General features: G+C 62.8%; 19 protein-coding genes and 1 tRNA gene. 3 read left to right on the forward strand and 17 right to left on the reverse strand.

Annotated features, from left to right (window positions below; all coding sequences use genetic code 11):
- Nucleotides 1-7: 7 nt before the first annotated feature.
- Nucleotides 8-259 carry a sulfurtransferase TusA family protein gene (locus tag E8E91_RS19160; protein ID WP_280377862.1) on the reverse strand — a complete coding sequence of 84 codons (252 nt, stop codon included), beginning with the start codon at nt 257-259 and terminating at the stop codon, nt 8-10.
- 157 nt (nt 260-416) lie between these two features.
- Between E8E91_RS19160 and E8E91_RS19165 the strand changes: the two genes are divergently transcribed.
- A complete protein-coding gene (locus E8E91_RS19165; RefSeq protein ID WP_280377865.1) occupies nt 417-1850 on the forward strand; it encodes a M48 family metalloprotease in 1434 nt (477 codons plus the stop codon).
- 57 nt (nt 1851-1907) lie between these two features.
- Here the strand turns inward: E8E91_RS19165 and nadA are convergent, their stop codons facing one another.
- From nadA to E8E91_RS19180, 3 genes are all read right to left on the reverse strand, one after another.
- Nucleotides 1908-2966 carry a quinolinate synthase NadA gene (gene nadA / locus E8E91_RS19170; protein ID WP_151136168.1) on the reverse strand — a complete coding sequence of 353 codons (1059 nt, stop codon included), beginning with the start codon at nt 2964-2966 and terminating at the stop codon, nt 1908-1910.
- Between the two features lie 382 nt (nt 2967-3348).
- Complete coding sequence (locus E8E91_RS19175; RefSeq protein ID WP_280377868.1) at nt 3349-3642, reverse strand: hypothetical protein; 294 nt, start codon at nt 3640-3642, stop codon at nt 3349-3351.
- 357 nt (nt 3643-3999) lie between these two features.
- On the reverse strand, nt 4000-4641 hold the full coding sequence (locus E8E91_RS19180) for a response regulator transcription factor (protein WP_280368397.1): 642 nt from the start codon (nt 4639-4641) through the stop codon (nt 4000-4002).
- Nucleotides 4642-4921: 280 nt separating this feature from the next.
- On the opposite strand from E8E91_RS19180, the gene E8E91_RS19185 reads away from it, so the two are divergent.
- Nucleotides 4922-9220, forward strand: coding sequence for a response regulator (locus E8E91_RS19185; RefSeq protein WP_280377871.1), 4299 nt, complete (start codon nt 4922-4924; stop codon nt 9218-9220).
- Nucleotides 9221-9256: 36 nt separating this feature from the next.
- Entirely contained in the window at nt 9257-10402 is a 1146-nt protein-coding gene (locus E8E91_RS19190; RefSeq protein ID WP_280377873.1) for a response regulator, read from the forward strand.
- An 82-nt stretch (nt 10403-10484) separates the two neighbouring features.
- On the opposite strand, the gene E8E91_RS19195 is transcribed toward E8E91_RS19190, so the two are convergent.
- The 13 genes from E8E91_RS19195 to ruvC all read right to left on the reverse strand — a co-directional run bounded on the left by E8E91_RS19195 (nt 10485) and on the right by ruvC (nt 19804).
- Nucleotides 10485-10560: transfer RNA gene (locus E8E91_RS19195), tRNA-Lys, on the reverse strand.
- 58 nt (nt 10561-10618) lie between these two features.
- Nucleotides 10619-11293, reverse strand: coding sequence for a 7-cyano-7-deazaguanine synthase QueC (queC, locus tag E8E91_RS19200; protein ID WP_280368391.1), 675 nt, complete (start codon nt 11291-11293; stop codon nt 10619-10621).
- A 68-nt stretch (nt 11294-11361) separates the two neighbouring features.
- Complete coding sequence (gene queE, locus E8E91_RS19205) at nt 11362-12009, reverse strand: 7-carboxy-7-deazaguanine synthase QueE (RefSeq protein WP_280377875.1); 648 nt, start codon at nt 12007-12009, stop codon at nt 11362-11364.
- A 126-nt stretch (nt 12010-12135) separates the two neighbouring features.
- The gene (gene ybgF, locus E8E91_RS19210) at nt 12136-12960 is read right to left on the reverse strand and encodes a tol-pal system protein YbgF (RefSeq protein ID WP_280377878.1); all 825 of its coding nucleotides are present in this window, start codon (nt 12958-12960) and stop codon (nt 12136-12138) included.
- Nucleotides 12961-12966: 6 nt separating this feature from the next.
- Nucleotides 12967-13464 carry a peptidoglycan-associated lipoprotein Pal gene (gene pal, locus E8E91_RS19215; protein WP_028627602.1) on the reverse strand — a complete coding sequence of 166 codons (498 nt, stop codon included), beginning with the start codon at nt 13462-13464 and terminating at the stop codon, nt 12967-12969.
- Nucleotides 13465-13522: 58 nt separating this feature from the next.
- Nucleotides 13523-14827 (reverse strand): Tol-Pal system beta propeller repeat protein TolB, encoded by a 1305-nt coding sequence (gene tolB / locus E8E91_RS19220; protein ID WP_280368384.1) that lies wholly within the window; start codon nt 14825-14827, stop codon nt 13523-13525.
- On the reverse strand, nt 14824-15864 hold the full coding sequence (gene tolA, locus E8E91_RS19225; RefSeq protein ID WP_280377879.1) for a cell envelope integrity protein TolA: 1041 nt from the start codon (nt 15862-15864) through the stop codon (nt 14824-14826). The genes tolB and tolA overlap by 4 nt, the downstream gene beginning before the upstream one ends.
- Nucleotides 15864-16322: a protein TolR gene (gene tolR / locus E8E91_RS19230; RefSeq protein ID WP_151136188.1), complete on the reverse strand. Its 459-nt coding sequence runs from the start codon at nt 16320-16322 to the stop codon at nt 15864-15866. The genes tolA and tolR overlap by 1 nt, the downstream gene beginning before the upstream one ends.
- A gap of 34 nt (nt 16323-16356) precedes the next feature.
- Nucleotides 16357-17052: a protein TolQ gene (gene tolQ, locus E8E91_RS19235; protein ID WP_190831225.1), complete on the reverse strand. Its 696-nt coding sequence runs from the start codon at nt 17050-17052 to the stop codon at nt 16357-16359.
- A 2-nt stretch (nt 17053-17054) separates the two neighbouring features.
- On the reverse strand, nt 17055-17501 hold the full coding sequence (gene ybgC / locus E8E91_RS19240) for a tol-pal system-associated acyl-CoA thioesterase (protein ID WP_271472139.1): 447 nt from the start codon (nt 17499-17501) through the stop codon (nt 17055-17057).
- Nucleotides 17502-17593: 92 nt separating this feature from the next.
- Nucleotides 17594-18646 (reverse strand): Holliday junction branch migration DNA helicase RuvB, encoded by a 1053-nt coding sequence (gene ruvB / locus E8E91_RS19245; protein WP_280377882.1) that lies wholly within the window; start codon nt 18644-18646, stop codon nt 17594-17596.
- A gap of 6 nt (nt 18647-18652) precedes the next feature.
- Nucleotides 18653-19258, reverse strand: a complete 606-nt coding sequence (gene ruvA, locus E8E91_RS19250) for a Holliday junction branch migration protein RuvA (protein WP_151136196.1) — start codon at nt 19256-19258, stop codon at nt 18653-18655.
- A gap of 21 nt (nt 19259-19279) precedes the next feature.
- Nucleotides 19280-19804, reverse strand: coding sequence for a crossover junction endodeoxyribonuclease RuvC (gene ruvC, locus E8E91_RS19255; RefSeq protein WP_280377885.1), 525 nt, complete (start codon nt 19802-19804; stop codon nt 19280-19282).
- Nucleotides 19805-19828: the final 24 nt, after the last annotated feature.

Genomic DNA, 19828 nt, shown 5'->3' on the forward strand with positions numbered 1-19828 from the left:
CCCTTTGTCAGGCTTTTCGCAGCCAGTAGCGGAATACGCCGTCTTCGACCTCTTCTCGCAGCAACTGGTGCCCGGCCAGTTGTGCAAAGGCACGGAAATCCCGCTGGGAGCCGGCATCGGTGGCGATCACCTTGAGCACCGCGCCGCTGGGCAGCCGGTTGAGTTCGAGCTTGGCCTTGAGCAGCGGCAAGGGGCAATTGAGGCCGCTGGCATCCAGCTCGACGTCGAAGGCTTCGGCTCGACTGGCGATGTCAGTCATGGTGGTTCTCCGGGAAAGGTGCCTGGCGGCTCGCTCGGGAAGGTCGCGGGGCGGTAATACTTGAGCGGACGGTTAGGATACCGAAGGCAGAGCGCCGCTGGCCAGCCGGCGCTGCTGGAGGCTACATTTAGGCCTTTGCCGCCAACGAGCCCAGTGCATGAATCTTCTGCGCCCTACTCTGCTGACGCTTGCCTGCTTCCTCGCTACACCCGTCATGGCTGACGACCTGCCTTCGCTTGGGGACTCCAGCTCTTCCATCGTTTCCCCGGAACAGGAACACCAACTCGGCCGCGCCTGGCTGAGTCTGCTGCGCGGCCAGGTGCCGCAACTCGACGACCCGCAGCTCAAGGACTACGTGGAATCCAGCGTCTATCGCCTGGCCGAGACCAGCCAGCTGCAGGACCGGCGCCTGGAATTCGTCCTGCTCAACAGCCCCCAGTTGAACGCATTCGCCGCACCGGGCGGAATCATCGGCGTCAACGGCGGCCTCTTCCTCTACGCACCCACCGAAGCCGAATACGCTTCGGTACTGGCCCACGAACTGGCGCACTTGTCCCAACGCCACTTCGCCCGTGGCGTCGAGGCCCAGCAGCGCATGCAAGTGCCGGTGATGGCGGCAATGCTGGCGGGTATCGTCGCCGCCGCAGCCGGTGCCGGGGATGCCGGCATGGCCGCAATCCTGGGCACCCAGGCCGCGGCCATCCAGGAACAGCGCCGTTTCTCCCGGCAGAACGAACAGGAAGCCGACCGAATCGGTCTGCTCAACCTGGAAAAGGCCGGCTACGACCCGCGCGCCATGCCTCGCATGTTCGAGCGCCTGATGCGTCAGTACCGCTACGACGCCAAGCCGCCAGAGTTCCTCCTCACCCACCCGGTGACCGAGAACCGTATCGCCGACACCCGCAACCGCGCCGAGCAATTGCCGCCCGGAGGTGTCGAGAACAGCCTGCGCTACCAGCTGATGCGCGCCCGCGTGCAGCTGATGTTCGAAGAAACCCCGGGGATAGCCGCCAAGCGCTTCCGCGCGATGCTCGACGAAGACCCGAAACTGGATGCGGCCCGCTATGGTCTGGCCATCGCCCAGATCAAGGGCGGCCAGCTCAATCAGGCGCGGGATAACCTGGCGCCTCTGCTGGCCAAGGCCCCGAACGAGATTGTGTACAACCTGGGCCAGGTGGATCTGGACATCACCGCCAACCGTCTGGCCGAAGCCCAGCAGCGCGTCGACCGCCTGCTCGCCCAATACCCCAACAACTACCCGCTGAAGCAGATGCGCAGCGACCTGCTGCTCAAGCAGAGCAAGCCAAAAGACGCCGAGAAGGTGCTCGACGGGCTGCTCAAGAGCCGACCGAACGACCCGGATGTCTGGTACCAGGTGGCCGAAGTCCGCGGTCTGGCCGGCAACACCATCGGCCTGCACCAGGCTCGCGCCGAATACTTCGCCCTGGTGGGCGAATTCGACCAGGCGATCGAGCAGCTAGGCTTCGCCAAGCGTCGTGCCGGCAGCAACTTCCCGCTAGCTGCACGCATCGACGCCCGCCAGCAGGAGCTGATCCAGGAGCAGCAGATGGTCAAGCAGATGATGCGCTGATCAGGCCCCCGAAAACGAAAAAGCCCGGACTGGTCCGGGCTTTTTTCTGGGCGGGAATCAGGCGTTGCCGGCCTGCTTGAGGCGCGCGGCCTGGGTGAAGTCCAGCATGCGTTTGAGCGGCTTCACCGCCCGCGGGATCAGCGCCGGTTCGACGAAGATCTCGTTGGTGCCTTCACGCAGGCACTGCAAGGTGCGCTCCAGAGTGTTCATCGCCATCCACGGGCAATGGGCGCAACTGCGGCAGGCCGCGCCGTTGCCGGCGGTGGGTGCCTCGATGAACTGCTTGTCCGGGCACAGCTGCTGCATCTTGTAGAAGATGCCGCGGTCGGTGGCGACGATGAAGGTCTTGTTCGGCAGGGTCTGCGCGGCCTTGATCAACTGACTGGTGGAACCGACCGCATCGGCCAGTTCGATCACCGCCTCGGGGGATTCCGGGTGCACCAGTACCGCGGCATCCGGGTACAGGGCCTTCATGTCTTCCAGCTGCTTGGCCTTGAACTCCTCGTGCACGATGCAGGCACCGTCCCAGAGCAGCATGTCGGCGCCAGTTTCACGCTGGATGTAGCGGCCCAGATGCTGGTCCGGCGCCCAGATGATGGTTTCGCCGTTGTCCATCAGGCTCTCGACGATTTCCAGGGCGCAGCTGGAGGTCACCACCCAGTCGGCGCGGGCCTTCACGGCCGCCGAGGTGTTTGCGTAGACAACCACAGTGCGCTCGGGATGCTGGTCGCAGAACGCGGAGAACTCATCGACCGGGCAACCCAGGTCCAGGGAGCAGGTGGCTTCCAGGGTGGGCATCAGGACGCGTTTTTCCGGATTGAGGATCTTCGCGGTCTCACCCATGAAACGCACGCCGGCCACGACCACGGTCTGCGCCGAATGCTGGTTGCCGAAACGGGCCATTTCCAGGGAGTCGGATACGCAGCCTCCGGTTTCCTCGGCCAGCGCCTGGATCACCGGATCGCAGTAGTAATGGGCGACCAGCACGGCATCGCGCGCCTTCAGCTCGGCGGCAATGGCGGCACGGTAATGTGCCTCCTCCTCGGCCGTCAGCTGTTTGGGCTGCTTGGCGGCAAGGTGGGCCTGGACCAGAAAGCGTTCGGAAAGCTGTGTCATGGGAGCTGAACCTGCGAGCGCGTGGCGCAAAGACATTGTACACCTGCCCCTTCTGGCTCGGACGCCAGCGGGAGCGGGGGCGCGGATCATAACGCAGATTTGGCGGCTCCGGGACAACCCTGACAATCACCGTCCGTCCCCTTCCCTGGTAACATTTCTCCTTCGCATTTGGCTGTTTTCCAGCCCTGAAAACAGGCAATAAAAAGCCCGCCTCTACAAGGCAGGCTTGGACCAGCTACGCCTGTACCACTCCTTTCACCTGACCGGGCGCGCTCCGCGCTGGCTTAGTCCCATGGACTCCCGAAGTCCCAACATCAACACCAACTGAAACTCGACCAGTTCCGGGCTCCCCCGGGCGCGGCCGCCTTGCAAAACAACAGGCCTATCGCTGTCCCTTCATGCAAACCATGGCCAGATACCCTCCAAAAATCACACTCGCCAGAGCGACCAACTGGTCGAAGTCAAAGTCGCTCTGGTTTCCCAGCATCAGTGAAAACTCGACAGACAAGCACAGTGCGCCCGCCACCAGAGCAAGCAGATAGGTGCTGCTGGTCCTGGTTCGCCTTAGCAGGAGCACCTTGCTCATGCCGTCGGCTTTCCACTCCCGGCTTGGAATGCACTGGACTTCCTCCAAAAGCACCAAACCCCACAGCAAGGCACACAGCCAGTAACCCATTGTTCGTCCTCCAGCTTGCTCGTTCATTGGACATAGTTGCGGCACTCGTTCCAGGCTGGACGTCCCACATCTGGCCCTACCCTGGTGCCGAACAGTTTCACGGGCGCATGTATCAGCGCGACTGAGGACGAACCCGGCACTTTCGGTGTCGGTAATTCCGAATCAATTGTTCAAGGTTGCTGGCGAAGGTATGTACCCCCACCAGTCATGGGATTCGGCAATGGGGGCAACTATGCGGGAGCCGCACAAATGCAGGTATCGTCGTTAGCGCGTACCTGATGTCGTGGAATCGGCCAATGGCGTGTAGGGGTTCGACTACAGGACGTTGCGCTTGAAGGGAAAGACCAGGTTTGAGCCTTAGGTCAGCAGGCCATTCTCGAGGGCATAGCGCGCCAGCTTGGCGTTGCTGTCCAACCCGGTCTTTTCCAGGATGCGCGCGCGGTAGGTCGTGACGGTGCTCGGGCTCAGGTGCAGGAGTTCGGCGATACGGACGATCCGCTCTCCCGATGCGAGCAGCTTCAGCACTTCAAGCTCGCGGTCCGACAGGGATTCGTGGGGGGCTGCGCCACCGCTGCCAATGGCGTTGAGGAGCTTTTCCGCCAGTTCCGGGGTGACGTGCTTGCCGCCCTGGGATGCCTTGCGCACGGCATCGACCAGGGTGGACGCCGAGATGTCCTTGGTGAGGTAGCCCGAGGCGCCCTGCTTGATGGCGCGCAGGGCGTAGGCCTCGATCGAGTGCATGCTGAGCATCAGCACCGCCATGCCGGGCTTCTCGGTACGCATCATGCGCAACAGATGCAGGCCGCTTTTGTCGGGCAGGCTGATGTCCACCACTGCGACATCGAACTCCTGGGCCTGGACCAGCCGCATCGCTTCCTGGGCGGATTCCGCTTCACCGGTGACGTCGATCTCGCCGGCAGTCTCCAGCATGCGCCGCACGCCGCTGCGCACAATGCTGTGGTCGTCCACCAGGAGGACCCTGGTTCTGCGGTCATTCATCTGACGCCTCTAGGCAGGCTCTGCCCTGCACATTCAGCTTTACCGACATTTCACACTATCCCTGCGGCCGGTACCCGGCAAGCAGCACCGCCGGGCGGCGGAAACGCCCCTCCCCGCGCCCAGCCTACCCGGCAGCTATATTTTCAGGATGCGCACACGGGCACCGTCCCGGGTGAGTTCCAGTCCGGGGCAGCTCCACCCTGGCGCCAGCGCATCCTGCCGACGCGAAACGCTCCGGGAGAAGGATTCATGTCCGACATCGATCCTGGCGGAGCAGACCATGGCTAGAGAGACGCCACCCGAAACACTGGACCTGGCGACCTTGCTCGCGACCCTCAGGGCATTTCGCAAGGGCGATTTCAGGGTGCGCATGCCGGACGACTGGACAGGGACGCCAGGCAAGGTCGCCGACACGCTCAACGAGATCATCGACGTGGCCGCCGACACCGTCGGCGAGCTCGAACGCGTGGCACGGCTGGTGGGCAAGCAGGGCAAGGTCCACGAGCGCGTCCAGCTGCCGATGCTCAGGGGTTCCTGGCGCACCATCGCCGAGTCGAGCAATGCCCTCACCAATGACCTGATCAGCCCCATGAGCGAGATGACCCGCGTCATCGGTTCGGTGGCTGACGGCGACCTGCGCCAGCGGATGCCCACGGAGTTCGACGGCCAGAAGTTGAAAGGGCAGTTCCTCAAATCGGCGGAGACCGTGAATACCATGGTGACGCGCCTCGGCGCTTTCACCGCCGAGGTGACTCGCGTCGCGCGTGAAGTCGGCACCGAAGGCATCCTCGGTGGTCAGGCCAAGGTCCCGGGCGTTTCCGGCACCTGGAGCGACCTGACCGACTCGGTCAACCGAATGGCCGCCAACCTCACCAACCAGGTGCGCAACATCGCCGATGTAACCACGGCCGTGGCACGGGGCGACCTCGGCAAGAAGATCACGGTGGAAGCCAAGGGCGAGATCCTCGAACTGAAGAACACCGTCAACACCATGATCGACCAGCTCTCCACCTTCGCCGACGAAGTGACGCGGGTGGCCCGCGAAGTGGGCACCGACGGCAAGCTGGGCGGCCAGGCCACCGTGACGGGCGTCGGCGGCACCTGGAAGGCCCTCACCGACTCGGTGAACAGCATGGCCGCCAACCTCACCAACCAGGTACGCAACATCGCCGACGTGACCACGGCCGTGGCCAAGGGCGATCTCGGCCGCAAGATCAGCGTGGAAGCCAAGGGCGAGATCGTCGAGCTGAAAAACACCATCAACACCATGGTCGACCAGCTCTCCAACCTCGCCGACGAGGTGACGCGGGTGGCCCGCGAGGTGGGCAGCGAGGGCAAGCTCGGCGGCCAGGCGCAGGTGGTCGGGGTATCGGGAACCTGGAAGGACCTGACCCAGAACGTGAATTTCATGGCCGCCAACCTGACCAACCAGGTGCGCGGCATCGCCAAGGTAGTGACTGCGGTGGCCAACGGCGACATGAAGAAGAAGCTCACCCTGGAGGCCAAGGGCGAGATCGCCGAGCTGGCCGACACCATCAACGACATGACCGACACCCTGGCGCTGTTCTCCGAGCAGGTCACGTCGGTGGCACGGGAAGTGGGCGTCGAGGGCAAGCTGGGGGGCCAGGCCAACGTGCCCGGCGCCTCCGGCACTTGGCGCGACCTCACCGATAACGTCAACGGACTGGCCGCCAACCTGACCAGCCAGGTGCGCGCCATCGCCGACGTGGCCACCGCCGTGACCAAGGGCGATCTGACCCGCGAAGTGCAGGTGGAAGCCAAGGGCGAAGTGGCGGAGCTGAAGGACAACGTCAACGAGATGATCCGCAACCTGCGCGAGACCACGCGGCAGAATGCGGAACAGGTCTGGCTGAAGGCGAACCTGGCGAAATTCACCCGCCTGCTCCAGGGCCAGCGCGATCTGTACGCCGTCGCCAGCCTGGTGCTGTCCGAGCTGGCGCCGCTGATCGAGGCCCAGCACGGCGTCTTCTACATGATGACCGAGGCCCCGCCCGAGGCGCCAAAGCTCAAGCTACTGTCCACCTACGCCTTCAAGGAAAACATCAACGTCAACGACGAATGGCGCCTCGGCGAAGGCCTGGTGGGACAGTGCGCCTACGAGAAACGGCGGATTCTGCTGACGGAGGTTCCCAGCAGCTACGTGGCCATTTCCTCCGGCCTGGGCGCGGCCGCACCGCGGAACATTGTCGTGCTGCCGATTCTCTTCGAGGACAAGGTGAAGGCCGTGGTCGAAATGGCCTCGCTCACCGCCTACAGCACCATTCACCAGCACTTCCTCGAACAACTCGCCGAATCCATCGGCATCGTCCTCAACACCATCGAAGCCAACATGCGCACCGAGCAACTGCTGGCCCAATCGCAGTCGCTGGCCAAGGAGCTGCGAAGCCAGCAGGAAGAGCTGAAACAGACCAACGAAGAGCTGGAATACAAAGCGCGCCTGCTGGAAGAACAAAAGGCCGAAGTCGAGAGCAAGAACCGCGAAGTGGAGACCACCAAGCTGTCGCTGGAGGAAAAAGCCGAGCAGCTGATGCGGACGTCCAGGTACAAGTCCGAATTCCTCTCCAGCATGTCCCACGAGCTGCGGACGCCCCTGAACAGCCTGCTGATCCTGGCCCAGCAGTTGAGCGAAAACACCGAACGCAACTTGACGCACAAGCAGGTGGAATACGCCCGGACCATCCACGGCGCGGGCAAGGATCTCTTGGAACTGATCGACGAGATTCTCTACCTGTCCAAGATCGAGTCCGGCACCGTCACCCTGGAGCTCGACGAAACCCTGTTCTCCGACCTGCACCATCAGCTCGAACGCACCTTCCGCCCTGTTGCGGAGAGTCGCGGCCTGACCTTCTCCATCGATCTGGCACCCACCCTGCCCTCCCGAATCTGGACCGACAACAAGCGCCTGCTGCAGGTGATCAAGAACCTGCTGTCCAATGCCTTCAAGTTCACCGATAGCGGAGGCGTCAGCCTCAGCATCGCTCCCGCCATCTCCGGCTGGAGCGAGGACCATGCCGAACTGAATGAAGCGGGCTCGGCGGTAGCGTTCGTGGTCACCGACTCAGGCATCGGCATCTCCGCCGACAAGCAGGGCATCATTTTCGAAGCCTTCCAGCAGGCCGATACCGGCACGTCGCGCAAATACGGCGGCACGGGCCTCGGCCTGTCGATCAGCCGTGAACTGGCACGACTGCTGGGCGGCGAGCTGAAGCTGCTCCACAGCGAAACCGGCAAGGGCAGCAGCTTTGCCCTGTTCGTTCCGGTACGGGCCCATGAGGTGAGCCGGCAGTTCCCCGAAGCGCCGCTGGACACCACCGATTCCGTGGCACCACCGCCGCAACCGGTCCAGGCGCCCCAGACGACCGATGACCGTGAGTCCGTAGAACCCGGGGACCGCGTGTTGCTGATTCTCGGCGCGGATGCGCTCCTCATCGCCACCTGGCTCACCACCGCTCGCCAACAGGGCTTCAAGGGCGTGGTCAGCCCGCGCGGCGCCGACGCGATGGAACTGATCGAGCGCTTCGCTCCGGCGGCCATCGTCCTCGACCTGGATGTCCCCGACATCGACGGCTGGCTGGTACTCGAACAGATCAAGCTCCAGCTCGCGACCCGGCACATTCCGGTGCTGGTCGTCGCCAACGAGGACAAGCGGGTACAAGGCCGGCGCCTGGGCGCCTTTAGCTACCAGGTCAAACCCCTGTCGGAGAGCGACGCCAGGCAGGCGCTCGCCGCACTGGTGAAACACTCCCAGCGCAAGGGCAGGAGCCTGCTGATTATCGAGAGTGACGAGGGCCAGCGCGCACGCATTCTCGAACTGCTCGGCGACGGCAATGTGCAGTTGGAAGCGGGGGTTGGTGAGGACGCTCTGAAGCGGCTGGCACGGAAACGCTTCGACTGCGTGGTGGTGGGTCTGGAGTCCAGCGGCGCCCAAGGGATCGAATTGCTCGAAGCATTGCTGGAGAAGGACACGACTCGTGACCTGCCGATCATTGTCTTCGGCGGAGAGTCCCTCAGCCGAGCCGAGCGCAAGCGACTGGGCGCAGTAATCAATCGTGGCGTGATAAAGGAAGTCCGGTCGCTGGAGCGCATGCTCGATGAAGCGACCCTGTTCCTGCACCGGGCAGCCTCCGGTCTGCACGAGCCACAGCGCAGGGTGCTGGAACGGTTGCACAAGGCCTCGGAGAACCTGGAGGGCCGCAAGGCCCTGGTGGTGGATGACGACGTGCGAAACATCTTCGCCCTGACCAGCGTGCTCGAGTCCAATCATATGCAGGTGATGTCGGCGGAAAACGGTCGTGCAGCCATTGAATGCCTGCAGCAGCACCCGGACATCGACATCGTGCTGATGGACATCATGATGCCGGAGATGGATGGCTTCGAGACCATGCGCCAGATACGTCGATATAAGCAGTTCGAGGCTTTGCCCATGATTGCGCTGACCGCCAAGGCGATGAAAGGCGACCGGGAGAAGTGCATCGACGCCGGCGCGTCGGACTACGTGAGCAAACCGGTGAATACCGAGCAGCTCCTGTCTTTGATACGCAAATGGCTCTATCGCTGAAACCCTGCGAGCCACAGGTAAGCACAGGTAACCGACATGGGAACCGACCAGCGAGAAACACCCGTATTCCGGGAGGGAGCCCAGCGTCGCCAACTGACACCACCTGACGGAGTGCCGGCATCCATCCTGTTGGTGGATGACAACCCGGCCAAGCTCACGGCACTCGCGGCCGTGGTGGCGGACCTGGGCCTGGAAATCAGCACTGCCACCTCGGGACGCGAAGCCCTGCGCCTGCTGCTGCAACGTGATTTCGCCGTCATCCTGCTGGATGCGCGGATGCCGGGGATGGATGGATTCGAGACTGCGAGCCTCATCCATGGCCGGCCGAAATCGGCGCACACCCCCATCATCATCATCACGGCGGAGGTCGGTTCGGATGCCGAGCGAATTCGCGGCTATGGCTCCGGGGCGGTGGATTTCATCTTCTCGCCGATCCTGCCCGAAGTGCTGCGCGCTAAGGTCCGTGTATTCGTCGATCTCTTCTACCTGCAACGCAAGCTGGCGCTGCAGGCTGAGGAACTCCTCAATTCGAAGGGGCAATTGCGCGACCTCGCCAACTACGAGGAGCAGATCAGGGAGGAAGAGCGCAAGCGTATTGCTCGCGAGGTGCACGACCAGCTAGGGCAGAGCCTCCTGGCCTTGCGGATGGATGTTTCCTTGCTGCAGGAGCGTGGGGAAATACTGCCCGAGGATCTGAGGGAGAGGATCAGCGACGCGATGAATCACATCGACACCGCCATCCGTAGCGTGCGCGCGATCATCAATGACCTGCGCCCACCCGTGCTCGACCTGGGTCTGCAAGCGGCCATCGAATGGCAGCTCGAAGAATTCCGCCAGCGCACCGGCATCGCCTGCACCCTGCAGGTCCAGGGCGACGACTATCACGCGGATCAGGACGACAAGCGGGCCACCACGCTATTCCGGATCGTTCAGGAAGCGCTGTCCAACGTCACCCGGCACGCACAGGCAACTCAGGTACAGGTTGAGCTGAAACAGGGCGATCAGTGGTTGCAGCTACGCATCGGGGACAACGGCATCGGCATGCCGGAATGCCGCAAGGCGGATTCCTACGGGCTGGCTGGCATGAAGGAACGCATCGGCATGCTGGGCGGGGAAATTGGTATTTCCAGCACCCCGGGCGGCGGAACGACGCTGACCATCACCATGCCGCTCGACGCTTGAAGGCAATACCGCAGGCGATGCCAGGGCGGTAGAAACAAAAAAGCCCACCTGATTCCAGGTGGGCTTTTCGATCTTGCAAATTTGGTGGGTCGTGTAGGATTCGAACCTACGACCAATTGGTTAAAAGCCAACTGCTCTACCGACTGAGCTAACGACCCAACGCGAGGCGCATGATACTGATTTTATTCAGGAATTCAACACCTCTGTGAAAAAATTTTACTGATAGCGAGTTGGGTCCTCGACGCCAGCTGCAACGAAGCCCGCTGCACGCAGACGGCAGCTGTCGCATTTGCCGCAGGCACGTCCCTCGTCATCCGCCTGATAGCAGGAAACAGTGAGGCCGTAATCGACGCCGTGGCGGATGCCTGCCTGGACAATCTCGGCCTTGCTCAGGTTCTGCAGCGGCGCCTGGATGCGGAATCCGTCCCCTTCAACACCAGCCTTGGTGGCCAGGTTGGCCATACGTTCGAAGGCCTCGACGAACTCAGGGCGGCAATCCGGGTAGCCGGAGTAATCCACCGCGTTGACGCCGATGAAGATGTCGCGCGCACCGAGCACCTCAGCCCAGCCCAGGGCCAGCGACAGGAACACCGTGTTGCGCGCTGGCACATAGGTGACCGGGATGCCTTCGGTCGGGCTCTCGGGAACGTCGATGGAGGTGTCGGTCAGTGCCGAACCACCAATGCCGTTGAGGTTGAGTCCGATCACCTTGTGCTCCACCACACCCAGTTGGCGGGCAACACGCTCCGCCGCCTGCAGCTCGGCGCGATGGCGCTGGCCGTAATCGAAACTCATGGTGTAGCAGGCGTAGCCCTCGGCACGGGCCAGGGCGACCACGGTGGCCGAGTCCAGGCCACCGGACAACAGGATGACCGCTTTCTTCTCGCTCATGGGATATCCCTCGAAATCAGCCTGTCGCGCACGCCATGCGCAGGCAGGCAAGGTGAAATCGTGCCGGATCAGTGACCTGGCTCGTCGTTCCAGAGGATCTTGTGCAGTTGCAGTTGCAGGCGCACGGGCAGGTTGTCGGCCACGATCCAGTCGGCCAGGTCGCGGGCGCTGACTTCCTTGTGGCTGGGCGAGAACAGCACCTCACCCGCACGCTGATCCAGGCGGTATTCGATCAGCTTGGACACAGCCCAGTCATAGTCCTCACGGGAGCAGATGACGAACTTCACCTGATCGTTGGCCGTCAGGTGGGCAATGTTCTCGTAGCGGTTGCGGCCGACTTCGGCGGAGCCCGGGGTCTTGAGGTCGACCACCTTGCTCACTCGCGGATCCACCGCGGACACGTCAAGGGCGCCGCTGGTCTCGATGGACACCTCGTAGCCGGCATCGCACAGACGCTGCAGCAGCGGGATGCAATTGGGCTGGGCCAGCGGTTCACCACCGGTGACGCAGATGTAGCGGGGCTTGTAGCCAGCGACGCGTTCGAGGATGGCGTCCAGCGTCATGAGCTCACCGCCACTGAAGGCATAGGCGGTGTCGCAGTACTGACAACGCAGGGGGCAGCCGGTCAGGCGCACGAAGACCGTCGGCAGGCCGGCGGTACGTGTTTCCCCCTGCAACGAGTAGAAAATCTCGGTAATTCGCAGGGTTTGATGCATATCAGCCACGGGCGTGACGGCTAAACAGGCCATCCGCCTCCGTTGCGGGATTGAAGATTGGAGGTCGGCGATTCTAACGAAAAAACCCGCGACTGGCGCGGGTTTTCGTGAATCGGTGGTCCGGGATCAGGGCAGACGCTGCAGGTCGCGCTGGGCCAGTTGGGCGGCCGAGCTGCCCGGGAACTGGCTGATGACCTGCTGGAGGATGGTCTTGGCCTTGTCGGTATTGCCCAGGCGCTGCTCGACATCCGCCAGCTTGTACAGGGAGTCCGGCACCTTCGGGTGCTGCGGGTAGGCCTGGCCGACACGGGCAAAGGCCTGGCTGGCTCCTTGCAGGTCACCCTTGGCGAGGTTCACTTCGCCCAGCCAGTACTGCGCGTTGCCGGCGTACTGGCTGTTGGGGTACTTGCGCAGGAAGGCGTTGAAGGCCTGGCTGGCCTTGTCGAAGTCCTTCTGCTTGATCAGGTCGAAGGCAGCGTCGTAGTAGAGCTTTTCCTTCGCGGGGTCACCCGGCTCGCTGCTGGCAGCCGGTTGCTGCGCGGGAGCGGCGGGGGCGCCGTTGGCAGCGGGAGCGCCAGCGGCAGGGGAATTCGGGGCTACCGGTGCGCCAGCGGCGGCACCACCGGAAAGGCGACGATCGAGGTCCTGGTAACGCTCCAGGCTTTCCTGCTTCAGGCGCTGGATTTCGTACTGCTGCTCCTCGAGCATGCCACGCAGGCGAGTGATCTCTTCCTGCATCTGTTGGAGCTGCATGAACAGCTCGCCCTGCGCGGAGACGGGGGCCGCGGGGGCCCCTGTCCCGGCGTAGGCAGCGCCAGTCGTACCGTAACCGGCCGGCGGATAACTACCGCCGTAACCGGCGTCATTGTCCACCACGGGAACCTCAGCCAGCGCCGCGAACGGCAGACCGGAGAGGGCCAGGAAAGTCAGAGCACGACTGGGCTTGCGCATAGCGAATTACTTACGCAGTTCTACGCGGCGGTTTTGCGCCCAGGACTGCTCGTCGTTGCCAGTGGCAACCGGACGCTCTTCGCCGTAGGAAACCAGTTCGGCCTGAGCCGGGGAAACGCCCTGCAGAACCAGGTAGCGCTGAACGGCCTTGGCACGACGCTCGCCCAGAGCCATGTTGTACTCACGGGTACCACGCTCGTCAGTGTGGCCTTCCAGGACAACGCGGTTGCCGTTGGCTTTCAGGTCTTTGGCGTGTACGTCCAGAGCGCGCATGGCTTCCGGCTTCAGGTCGGAGCTGTCGTACTCGAAGTAGAAGGTGGTGATAGCGCGCAGAGCGGCTTCTTCGCTCATGCTGCCATCTACACCGCTACCACCGGCGTTGTAGCCAGCGTTCGGGTCAACGGCGCCTTCGCCAGTGCCTTCGCCGCCTTTGGACGAGCAACCAACAGCTACGGCCATAGCCAGAGCGAGAGCGGCAAATTTGCCGAATTTCAGCATTTCCATCATGTAACTCCTAATGAACCCCAGGTGTGTTTAGCAAAGGTATTTTTTAAGGACCGCTTCAGTTCAGGTATGGCGACCAGGACGGTTCGCGAATGTCGCCCTGAACTGTGGGAATCGGGACTCGTACGCGCCCGTTTGTAGACACGAGCATCAGCACGCCGCCCCCCTGCTGGCGAGTTGCGTAGATTAGCATGGTGCCATTAGGCGCAACAGTGGGAGAGTCGTCCAGGCTGGTGCCGGAAAGGATGCGCGGAGCACTGCCCGAGCGGGTCAGATCCTGGGCGGCCACCTTGAAGTTGGTGAAGCCGTCCTGACGGTGGATCATCACCAGCATCTTCTCGTCAGCCGAAAGTTTCGGGTTGGCGTTGTAGTTACCCACGAAGGTTACGCGCTGCGGCTCGCCACCGTTGATGTTGGCCTTGTAGATCTGCGGCTTGCCAGCACGATCCGAGGTGAAATAAATGGTCTGGCCATCAGCGCCCCAGAACGGCTCGGTGTCGATCGCCATGTTGTTGGTCACACGACGCAACTGGCGGCTGCCCAGGTCCATCACGTAGATCTCCGGGTTGCCATCGCGGGACAGCACGAACGCCAGGCGATTGCCCTCCGGCGACCAGGCCGGAGCGCCGTTCAGGCCTTCGAAGTTGGTGATCTGCTCGCGGCGGCCGGTGTCGATGTGCTGGACGAAGATGCGCGGACGCTTCTGCTCGAAGGACACATAGGCAATACGACGGCCATCCGGCGCGTAGCGCGGCGACAGGATCGGCTCGCGGGATTGCAGCAGGGTCACGGCGCGCTGGCCGTCATAGTCGGAACGCTGCAGGGTGTAACGGGTGTTGTTCACCGAGAAGCGCTCTGCGGTCACGTAGAGCATGCGGGTGGAGAACGCACCCTTGACGCCGGTGAGCTTCTCGAACGACTGGTCGGCGATGTAGTGCGCCATGTCACGCAGCTGGTCGGTGGAGCCGCTGACATTGCCAGCCATGACCTGCTGCTCGGTGGTGACGTTGAACAGGGCGAATTGCACCTGCAGGCGGCCACCGGCCGGAACGACGCTACCTACCAGCACGTACTGGGCGCCCAGGGCCTTCCAGTCGCGAAAGATAACTTCGCTGGCCTGGGTCGGCAGGCTGATCATGTTCTGGCGCGGGATCGGCTCGAAGTAACCGGAGTTGCGCAGGTCATTACCCACCACTTCGGAAATGTCGGTGGGCAGCACGGTGCCGCCCTGCCAGCCAAAGGGCACCACGGCGATCGGGGTCGCCCGGTCGGTACCGCTGGTGATCACCAGCGGGTCGGCGGCCTGGACGGAGCCAGCCAGCATGGCGACTCCGATCAGGACGATACGAATCAGGGTTTTCACAGACCTAAATCCTCCGGTTTGAAGATGATGCGGCGCTGCCTGTACATCTGGTCAAAGGTAGCGCGGTCCAATTGTTGCATTTCGGGGATGCGGCCAACGCTGCGGACCGCGCTAACGGCCGAGCTGTCGAAGGGCGCATCGCCGCTGGAGCGGGTGACACTGGCGTTGGTGATGGTGCCGTCAGGCAGCATCTCGATCAGTACCTCTACGCTCATGCCGTTACGTGCCGATGGCGGACGGCGCCACTGCTCGCTGACCAGCTTGATGATCAGGTCATCGAGACTGCCTGCGACCTGGTCACCGACCTCGTCAGCCAGGGCCTGCTGGTGACCCACATCCTCGGACAGCAGCTCGGCCAGGGCCGCAGCTTTCTTGTCCTCGGCAGCCTTGCGCTTGGCTTCGTCTGCCGATTTCTTCCTCGCAGCGTCAGCAGCAGCCTTCTTCTTGGCCTCTTCCGCGGCCTTCTTCTTCGCCGCCTCAGCTGTCGCTTTCTTCTTCGCCTCTTCCGCGGCCTTTTTCTTGGCCTCTTCAGCGGCTTTCTTCTTCGCCTCTTCGGCCGCCTTTTTCTTGGCTTCCTCTTCGGCTTTCTTCTTGGCGAAATCGGCCTGTTTCTTCTCTTCGACCTTTTTCGCCTCTTCAGCTTTCTTGGCTTCAGCTACCTGCTTGGCTTCCTCGGCCTTCTTCACCGCTTCGTCGGCCTTTCGAGCCTCCTCGGCTTTCTTTTGTTCCGCCGCCTTGGCTGCCGCCGCTACCTTCTGTTCCTCAGCCTTCTTCTGTTCCAGCTGCTCGGTTTCATACTGAGGAGCAGTGGTCTGCTTCTTCTCGCCGGCGATCTTCTGGTTGGTCTGGGTAGTGGCCTGGCTCTGGGATTTGAGCTGGTACAGGGTGGCCTGCACGATCGGCCGGGAAGGCGGCAATTCCGGGGTGAAGGCGAAGCTGACGAACAGCATGCCGAACATCAGGGCATGCAGGGACACGGCCCAGATGGTCGGCCAGAAGTAGCTTTCCGAGGAGGAGCGTTCGCTCTGCTGCTGCATCAGGGCGCCTCGGTGATCAGCCCGACGTTGGCCACGCCAGCCTTCTGCAGACCGCCCATCACAGCCATCACGGCGCCGTAGTCGACCGTCTTGTCACCACGGACGAAGACCTGCACGGTCTTACCCTGGCGGCTGTTCTCGGCCATGATGCCGGAGGCCGCCTGGACCAACTGATCGAGGGAAACCGAGGTTTCGCTCTTGCGGGTCTGGTCGGTCTGCACCTCTTCGCCCATGTTCCAGTAGTAGGACTTGTCGGCCTTGATGGAGATAGTCAGGACGCGGGCATTGTTGTCCTGCGGCAGGGCCTCGCTGGAGACCTTCGGCAGGTCGACCTTGACGCCCTGGTTGAGCATGGGCGCGGTGACCATGAAGATCACCAGCAGCACGAGCATGACGTCGATGTAAGGCACGACGTTCATCTCGGCGACCGGTTTGCGTTTTTGGCGGATTCTGGCCATTGCTTGAAACCTTTCCTGTCAGGGTTCCGGCGACTTACTCGTCGCTGGTGTGCACCTTGCGGTGCAGGATGGCCTGGAACTCGTCGGCGAAGGTGTAGTAGCGGCCAACAAGGGTTTCACCGCGAGCGGCGAAGCGGTTGTAGGCGATAACGGCCGGGATCGCAGCGAACAGACCAATCGCAGTGGCGATCAGAGCCTCGGCGATGCCGGGGGCCACAGTGGCCAGGGTCGCCTGCTGTACCTGGGCCAGGCCGCGGAAGGAGTTCATGATGCCCCACACGGTACCGAACAGGCCGATGTACGGGCTGGTGGAACCGACAGTGGCGAGGAACGGCAGGCTCTGTTCGAGCTTCTCTTCCTCACGGGAGATGGCCACGCGCATGGCACGGGCAACACCTTCCATCACCGCGTCCGGGTCGACGCCGGCCTGCTGGCGCAGACGGGAGAACTCCTTGAAGCCGGCACGGAAGATCTGCTCCACACCGCAGTCGGGGTCCGGGTTGCTGCCCGCCTGGCGGTACAGCTTGGACAGGTCGATACCGGACCAGAAGCGCTCTTCGAAAGTCTCCAGGGACTTCTTGGCGGCACGCAGCATGTTGCTGCGCTGGAAAATCATGATCCAGGAGGTGACCGATGCGGCCACCAGGGTCAGCATGACCAGCTGCACCACGATACTGGCGTTGCTGATCAGGCTCCACATGGAGGTATGGTCGACGACGTTGGCTTCCACGCTTAATCTCCTGCTGGGAATAGACCCGGGTCGGCGGCGAAGGCTTCACGCAGCGCTTCGGGAATCGCCCGGGGTTTCAAACTGTCGGCACGTACACAGGCAATCAGGAATTGCCCTTCGCATAGCAGTGCATCATCGGAAGCGCGCCTGACCTGTTGACGAAAACGCAGGCTCGCACGGTTCAACTCCATTACCTCGGCACTGACGTTCAGCTCGTCGTCCAGCTTCGCAGGCGCCACATAGCGCGCCTCGGCCGAATGCACGACGAACAGCAGGTTCTCCCCGGCCAGCTCGGACTGGGCAAAGCCCAGACTGCGCAGACGCTCGGTTCGAGCCCGCTCCATGAACTTGAGGTAATTGACGTAGTAGACGATTCCGCCGGCATCGGTGTCTTCGTAATAGACACGACAGCGATGCTGGAACGGCTGGGCCCCATTTTGCGCGCGCATACTCTAGTGCTTACTCCTAAGGTTGCCAATCCGGCCAGGCAACTGTTTTTTCATGACTGCATCCCTGCCGAGCGCTTCGACCACGGAAGCGTCTAATCGTCACCCGAACCGAACAGATCGGCGGTCGGATTGTCCGCCATACGTTTGGGCAGGTTCAGCCCGAAGTGTAAGTAGGCATGACGGGTGACCACCCTCCCCCTCGGCGTCCGCATGATGTAGCCCTGCTGGATCAGGTAGGGCTCAAGAACATCTTCGATCGTGTGGCGTTCTTCGCTGATCGCCGCCGCCAGGTTGTCGATCCCCACCGGACCGCCATCGAACTTGTCGATCATCGTCAGCAGTAGACGCCTGTCCTGGTGGTCGAAGCCACGTTCATCGACGTCCAGCAGGTTCAACGCCTTGTCAGCGATGATGCGGGTGATGTGGCCTTCGCCACGAACCTCGGCGAAATCTCGCACCCGGCGCAACAGCCGGTTGGCGATACGGGGCGTACCTCGCGCACGACGCGCGATCTCGAAGGCGCCTTCCGGCTCGATATGCAGGCCAAGGATGCCGGCGGAACGCGCAACGATGGTGGCGAGGTCCTGGGTGCTGTAGAACTCCAGGCGCTGGACGATGCCGAAGCGGTCGCGCAGCGGGTTGGTCAGCATGCCGGCGCGGGTGGTGGCACCCACCAGCGTGAAGGGTGGCAGGTCCAGCTTGATCGAACGGGCCGCAGGGCCTTCACCGATCATGATGTCGAGTTGGAAGTCCTCCATCGCCGGGTAGAGCACCTCTTCGACGATGGGTGAGAGGCGGTGGATTTCGTCGACGAAGAGCACGTCGCCGGCTTCCAGGTTGGTCAGCAGCGCCGCGAGATCGCCGGGTCGCTCCAGTACCGGTCCGGAGGTGCTCTTGATGGCCACGCCCATCTCGCTGGCGATGATGTTCGCCAAGGTCGTCTTGCCCAAACCAGGCGGGCCGAAGATCAGGGTATGGTCGAGGGCCTCGCTACGCCCCTTGGCAGCCTGGATGAACAGCTCCATCTGCTCGCGCACCACCGGCTGGCCGATGTAGTCGGCCAGCCGCAACGGGCGAATGGCTCGGTCCAGCTGCTCGTCGCGGTCGCGACTGCTGGCAGTGATGAGGCGGTCGGCTTCGATCATGCGGACTTACACCATTCCTTTCAGGGCGCGGCGGATCATTTCTTCACTGGACAGCCCGTCTTCCTTGATAGCGGAGACCGCGCGGCTGGCTTCCTGAGGCTTGAAGCCGAGGGCGATCAGCGCGGCCAGGGCGTCATTCTCCGCACTGGAGACTGCCACGCCAACCCGGGGTTCGACCACCAGGGTGGCGATGGCCGGCATGCTTTCCCAGGCCTTGAAGCGATCCTTGAGCTCTACCAGCAGGCGCTCAGCGGTCTTCTTGCCGACGCCCGGAATCTTCACCAGGGTAGAGGTGTCCTGCGCTTGCACGCAGCGCACCAGCTCATCCACTTCCAGGCCGGACATCAGCGCCAGGGCCAGTTTCGGACCAACGCCGTTAAGGCGGATCAGTTCCCGGAACAGCTCGCGCTCACGCTTCTCGAAGAAGCCATAGAGCAAATGAGCATCCTCGCGCACCACCAGGTGGGTGTGCAGGGTCACCGGCTCACCCACCGAAGGAAGGCGATAGAGGGTGGTCATGGGCACTTCCAGCTCATAGCCAACACCGTTGACGTCGAGAATCAGGTGCGGCGGTTGCTTTTCCGCCAGGTTGCCGCGCAGGCGTCCAATCACGAATAGCGTCCTTTGAATTGATTACAAACGGAGACGACCGCCGCGCCGCTTGGCGGTGGCCAGTCCATGGGGAATAAGGCTCTGCCGGTGGTGCGCGTGGCACAGGGCGATTGCCAGCGCGTCCGAGGCGTCGATCTGAGGTTTCTGCACCAGCTTGAGCAGGTGCATCACCATCATCTGCACCTGCTGCTTGTCGGCACCGCCGGTACCGGCGATAGCCTGCTTGACCTGGCTGGCAGTGTATTCGGCGATTTCCAGTCCAGCCTCGGCGGCCGCGACTATGGCAGCACCACGGGCCTGACCCAGCTTGAGTGCGGAATCGGCGTTACGCGCCATGAATACCTGCTCGATGCCCATGGTCACCGGCCCATAGGAGCGAATGACTTCGCTGACGCCGCGAAAGACGATCTGCAGGCGTTCATGCAACGCGCCAGCGCCAGTACGGATGCAGCCCGAGGCGATGTACTCGCAGCCACGCCCGGTGTCACGAACCACACCGTAACCGGTGATACGTGAACCGGGGTCGATACCAAGAATCAGGGTCATGCAGCCGCCAACTCCACAGGCCGA

It is taken from the genome of Pseudomonas sp. BN515 (assembly GCF_029873155.1).
In the GTDB taxonomy this organism is placed as follows: domain Bacteria; phylum Pseudomonadota; class Gammaproteobacteria; order Pseudomonadales; family Pseudomonadaceae; genus Metapseudomonas.

Excerpts from the sequence above, each read along its gene's own strand:
- E8E91_RS19185 (WP_280377871.1), top strand. The coding sequence starts at position 4,922 with ATGGCTAGAGAGACGCCACCCGAAACACTGGACCTGGCGACCTTGCTC.
- E8E91_RS19165 (WP_280377865.1), top strand. The coding sequence starts at position 417 with ATGAATCTTCTGCGCCCTACTCTGCTGACGCTTGCCTGCTTCCTCGCT.
- queE (WP_280377875.1), bottom strand. The coding sequence starts at position 12,009 with ATGCATCAAACCCTGCGAATTACCGAGATTTTCTACTCGTTGCAGGGG.
- ybgC (WP_271472139.1), bottom strand. The coding sequence starts at position 17,501 with ATGCGCGCGCAAAATGGGGCCCAGCCGTTCCAGCATCGCTGTCGTGTC.
- ruvC (WP_280377885.1), bottom strand. The coding sequence starts at position 19,804 with ATGACCCTGATTCTTGGTATCGACCCCGGTTCACGTATCACCGGTTAC.
- tolR (WP_151136188.1), bottom strand. The coding sequence starts at position 16,322 with ATGGCCAGAATCCGCCAAAAACGCAAACCGGTCGCCGAGATGAACGTC.
- E8E91_RS19175 (WP_280377868.1), bottom strand. The coding sequence starts at position 3,642 with ATGGGTTACTGGCTGTGTGCCTTGCTGTGGGGTTTGGTGCTTTTGGAG.
- nadA (WP_151136168.1), bottom strand. The coding sequence starts at position 2,966 with ATGACACAGCTTTCCGAACGCTTTCTGGTCCAGGCCCACCTTGCCGCC.
- E8E91_RS19160 (WP_280377862.1), bottom strand. The coding sequence starts at position 259 with ATGACTGACATCGCCAGTCGAGCCGAAGCCTTCGACGTCGAGCTGGAT.
- queC (WP_280368391.1), bottom strand. The coding sequence starts at position 11,293 with ATGAGCGAGAAGAAAGCGGTCATCCTGTTGTCCGGTGGCCTGGACTCG.
- ruvB (WP_280377882.1), bottom strand. The coding sequence starts at position 18,646 with ATGATCGAAGCCGACCGCCTCATCACTGCCAGCAGTCGCGACCGCGAC.
- E8E91_RS19180 (WP_280368397.1), bottom strand. The coding sequence starts at position 4,641 with ATGAATGACCGCAGAACCAGGGTCCTCCTGGTGGACGACCACAGCATT.
- ybgF (WP_280377878.1), bottom strand. The coding sequence starts at position 12,960 with ATGCGCAAGCCCAGTCGTGCTCTGACTTTCCTGGCCCTCTCCGGTCTG.
- tolA (WP_280377879.1), bottom strand. The coding sequence starts at position 15,864 with ATGCAGCAGCAGAGCGAACGCTCCTCCTCGGAAAGCTACTTCTGGCCG.
- E8E91_RS19190 (WP_280377873.1), top strand. The coding sequence starts at position 9,257 with ATGGGAACCGACCAGCGAGAAACACCCGTATTCCGGGAGGGAGCCCAG.
- pal (WP_028627602.1), bottom strand. The coding sequence starts at position 13,464 with ATGGAAATGCTGAAATTCGGCAAATTTGCCGCTCTCGCTCTGGCTATG.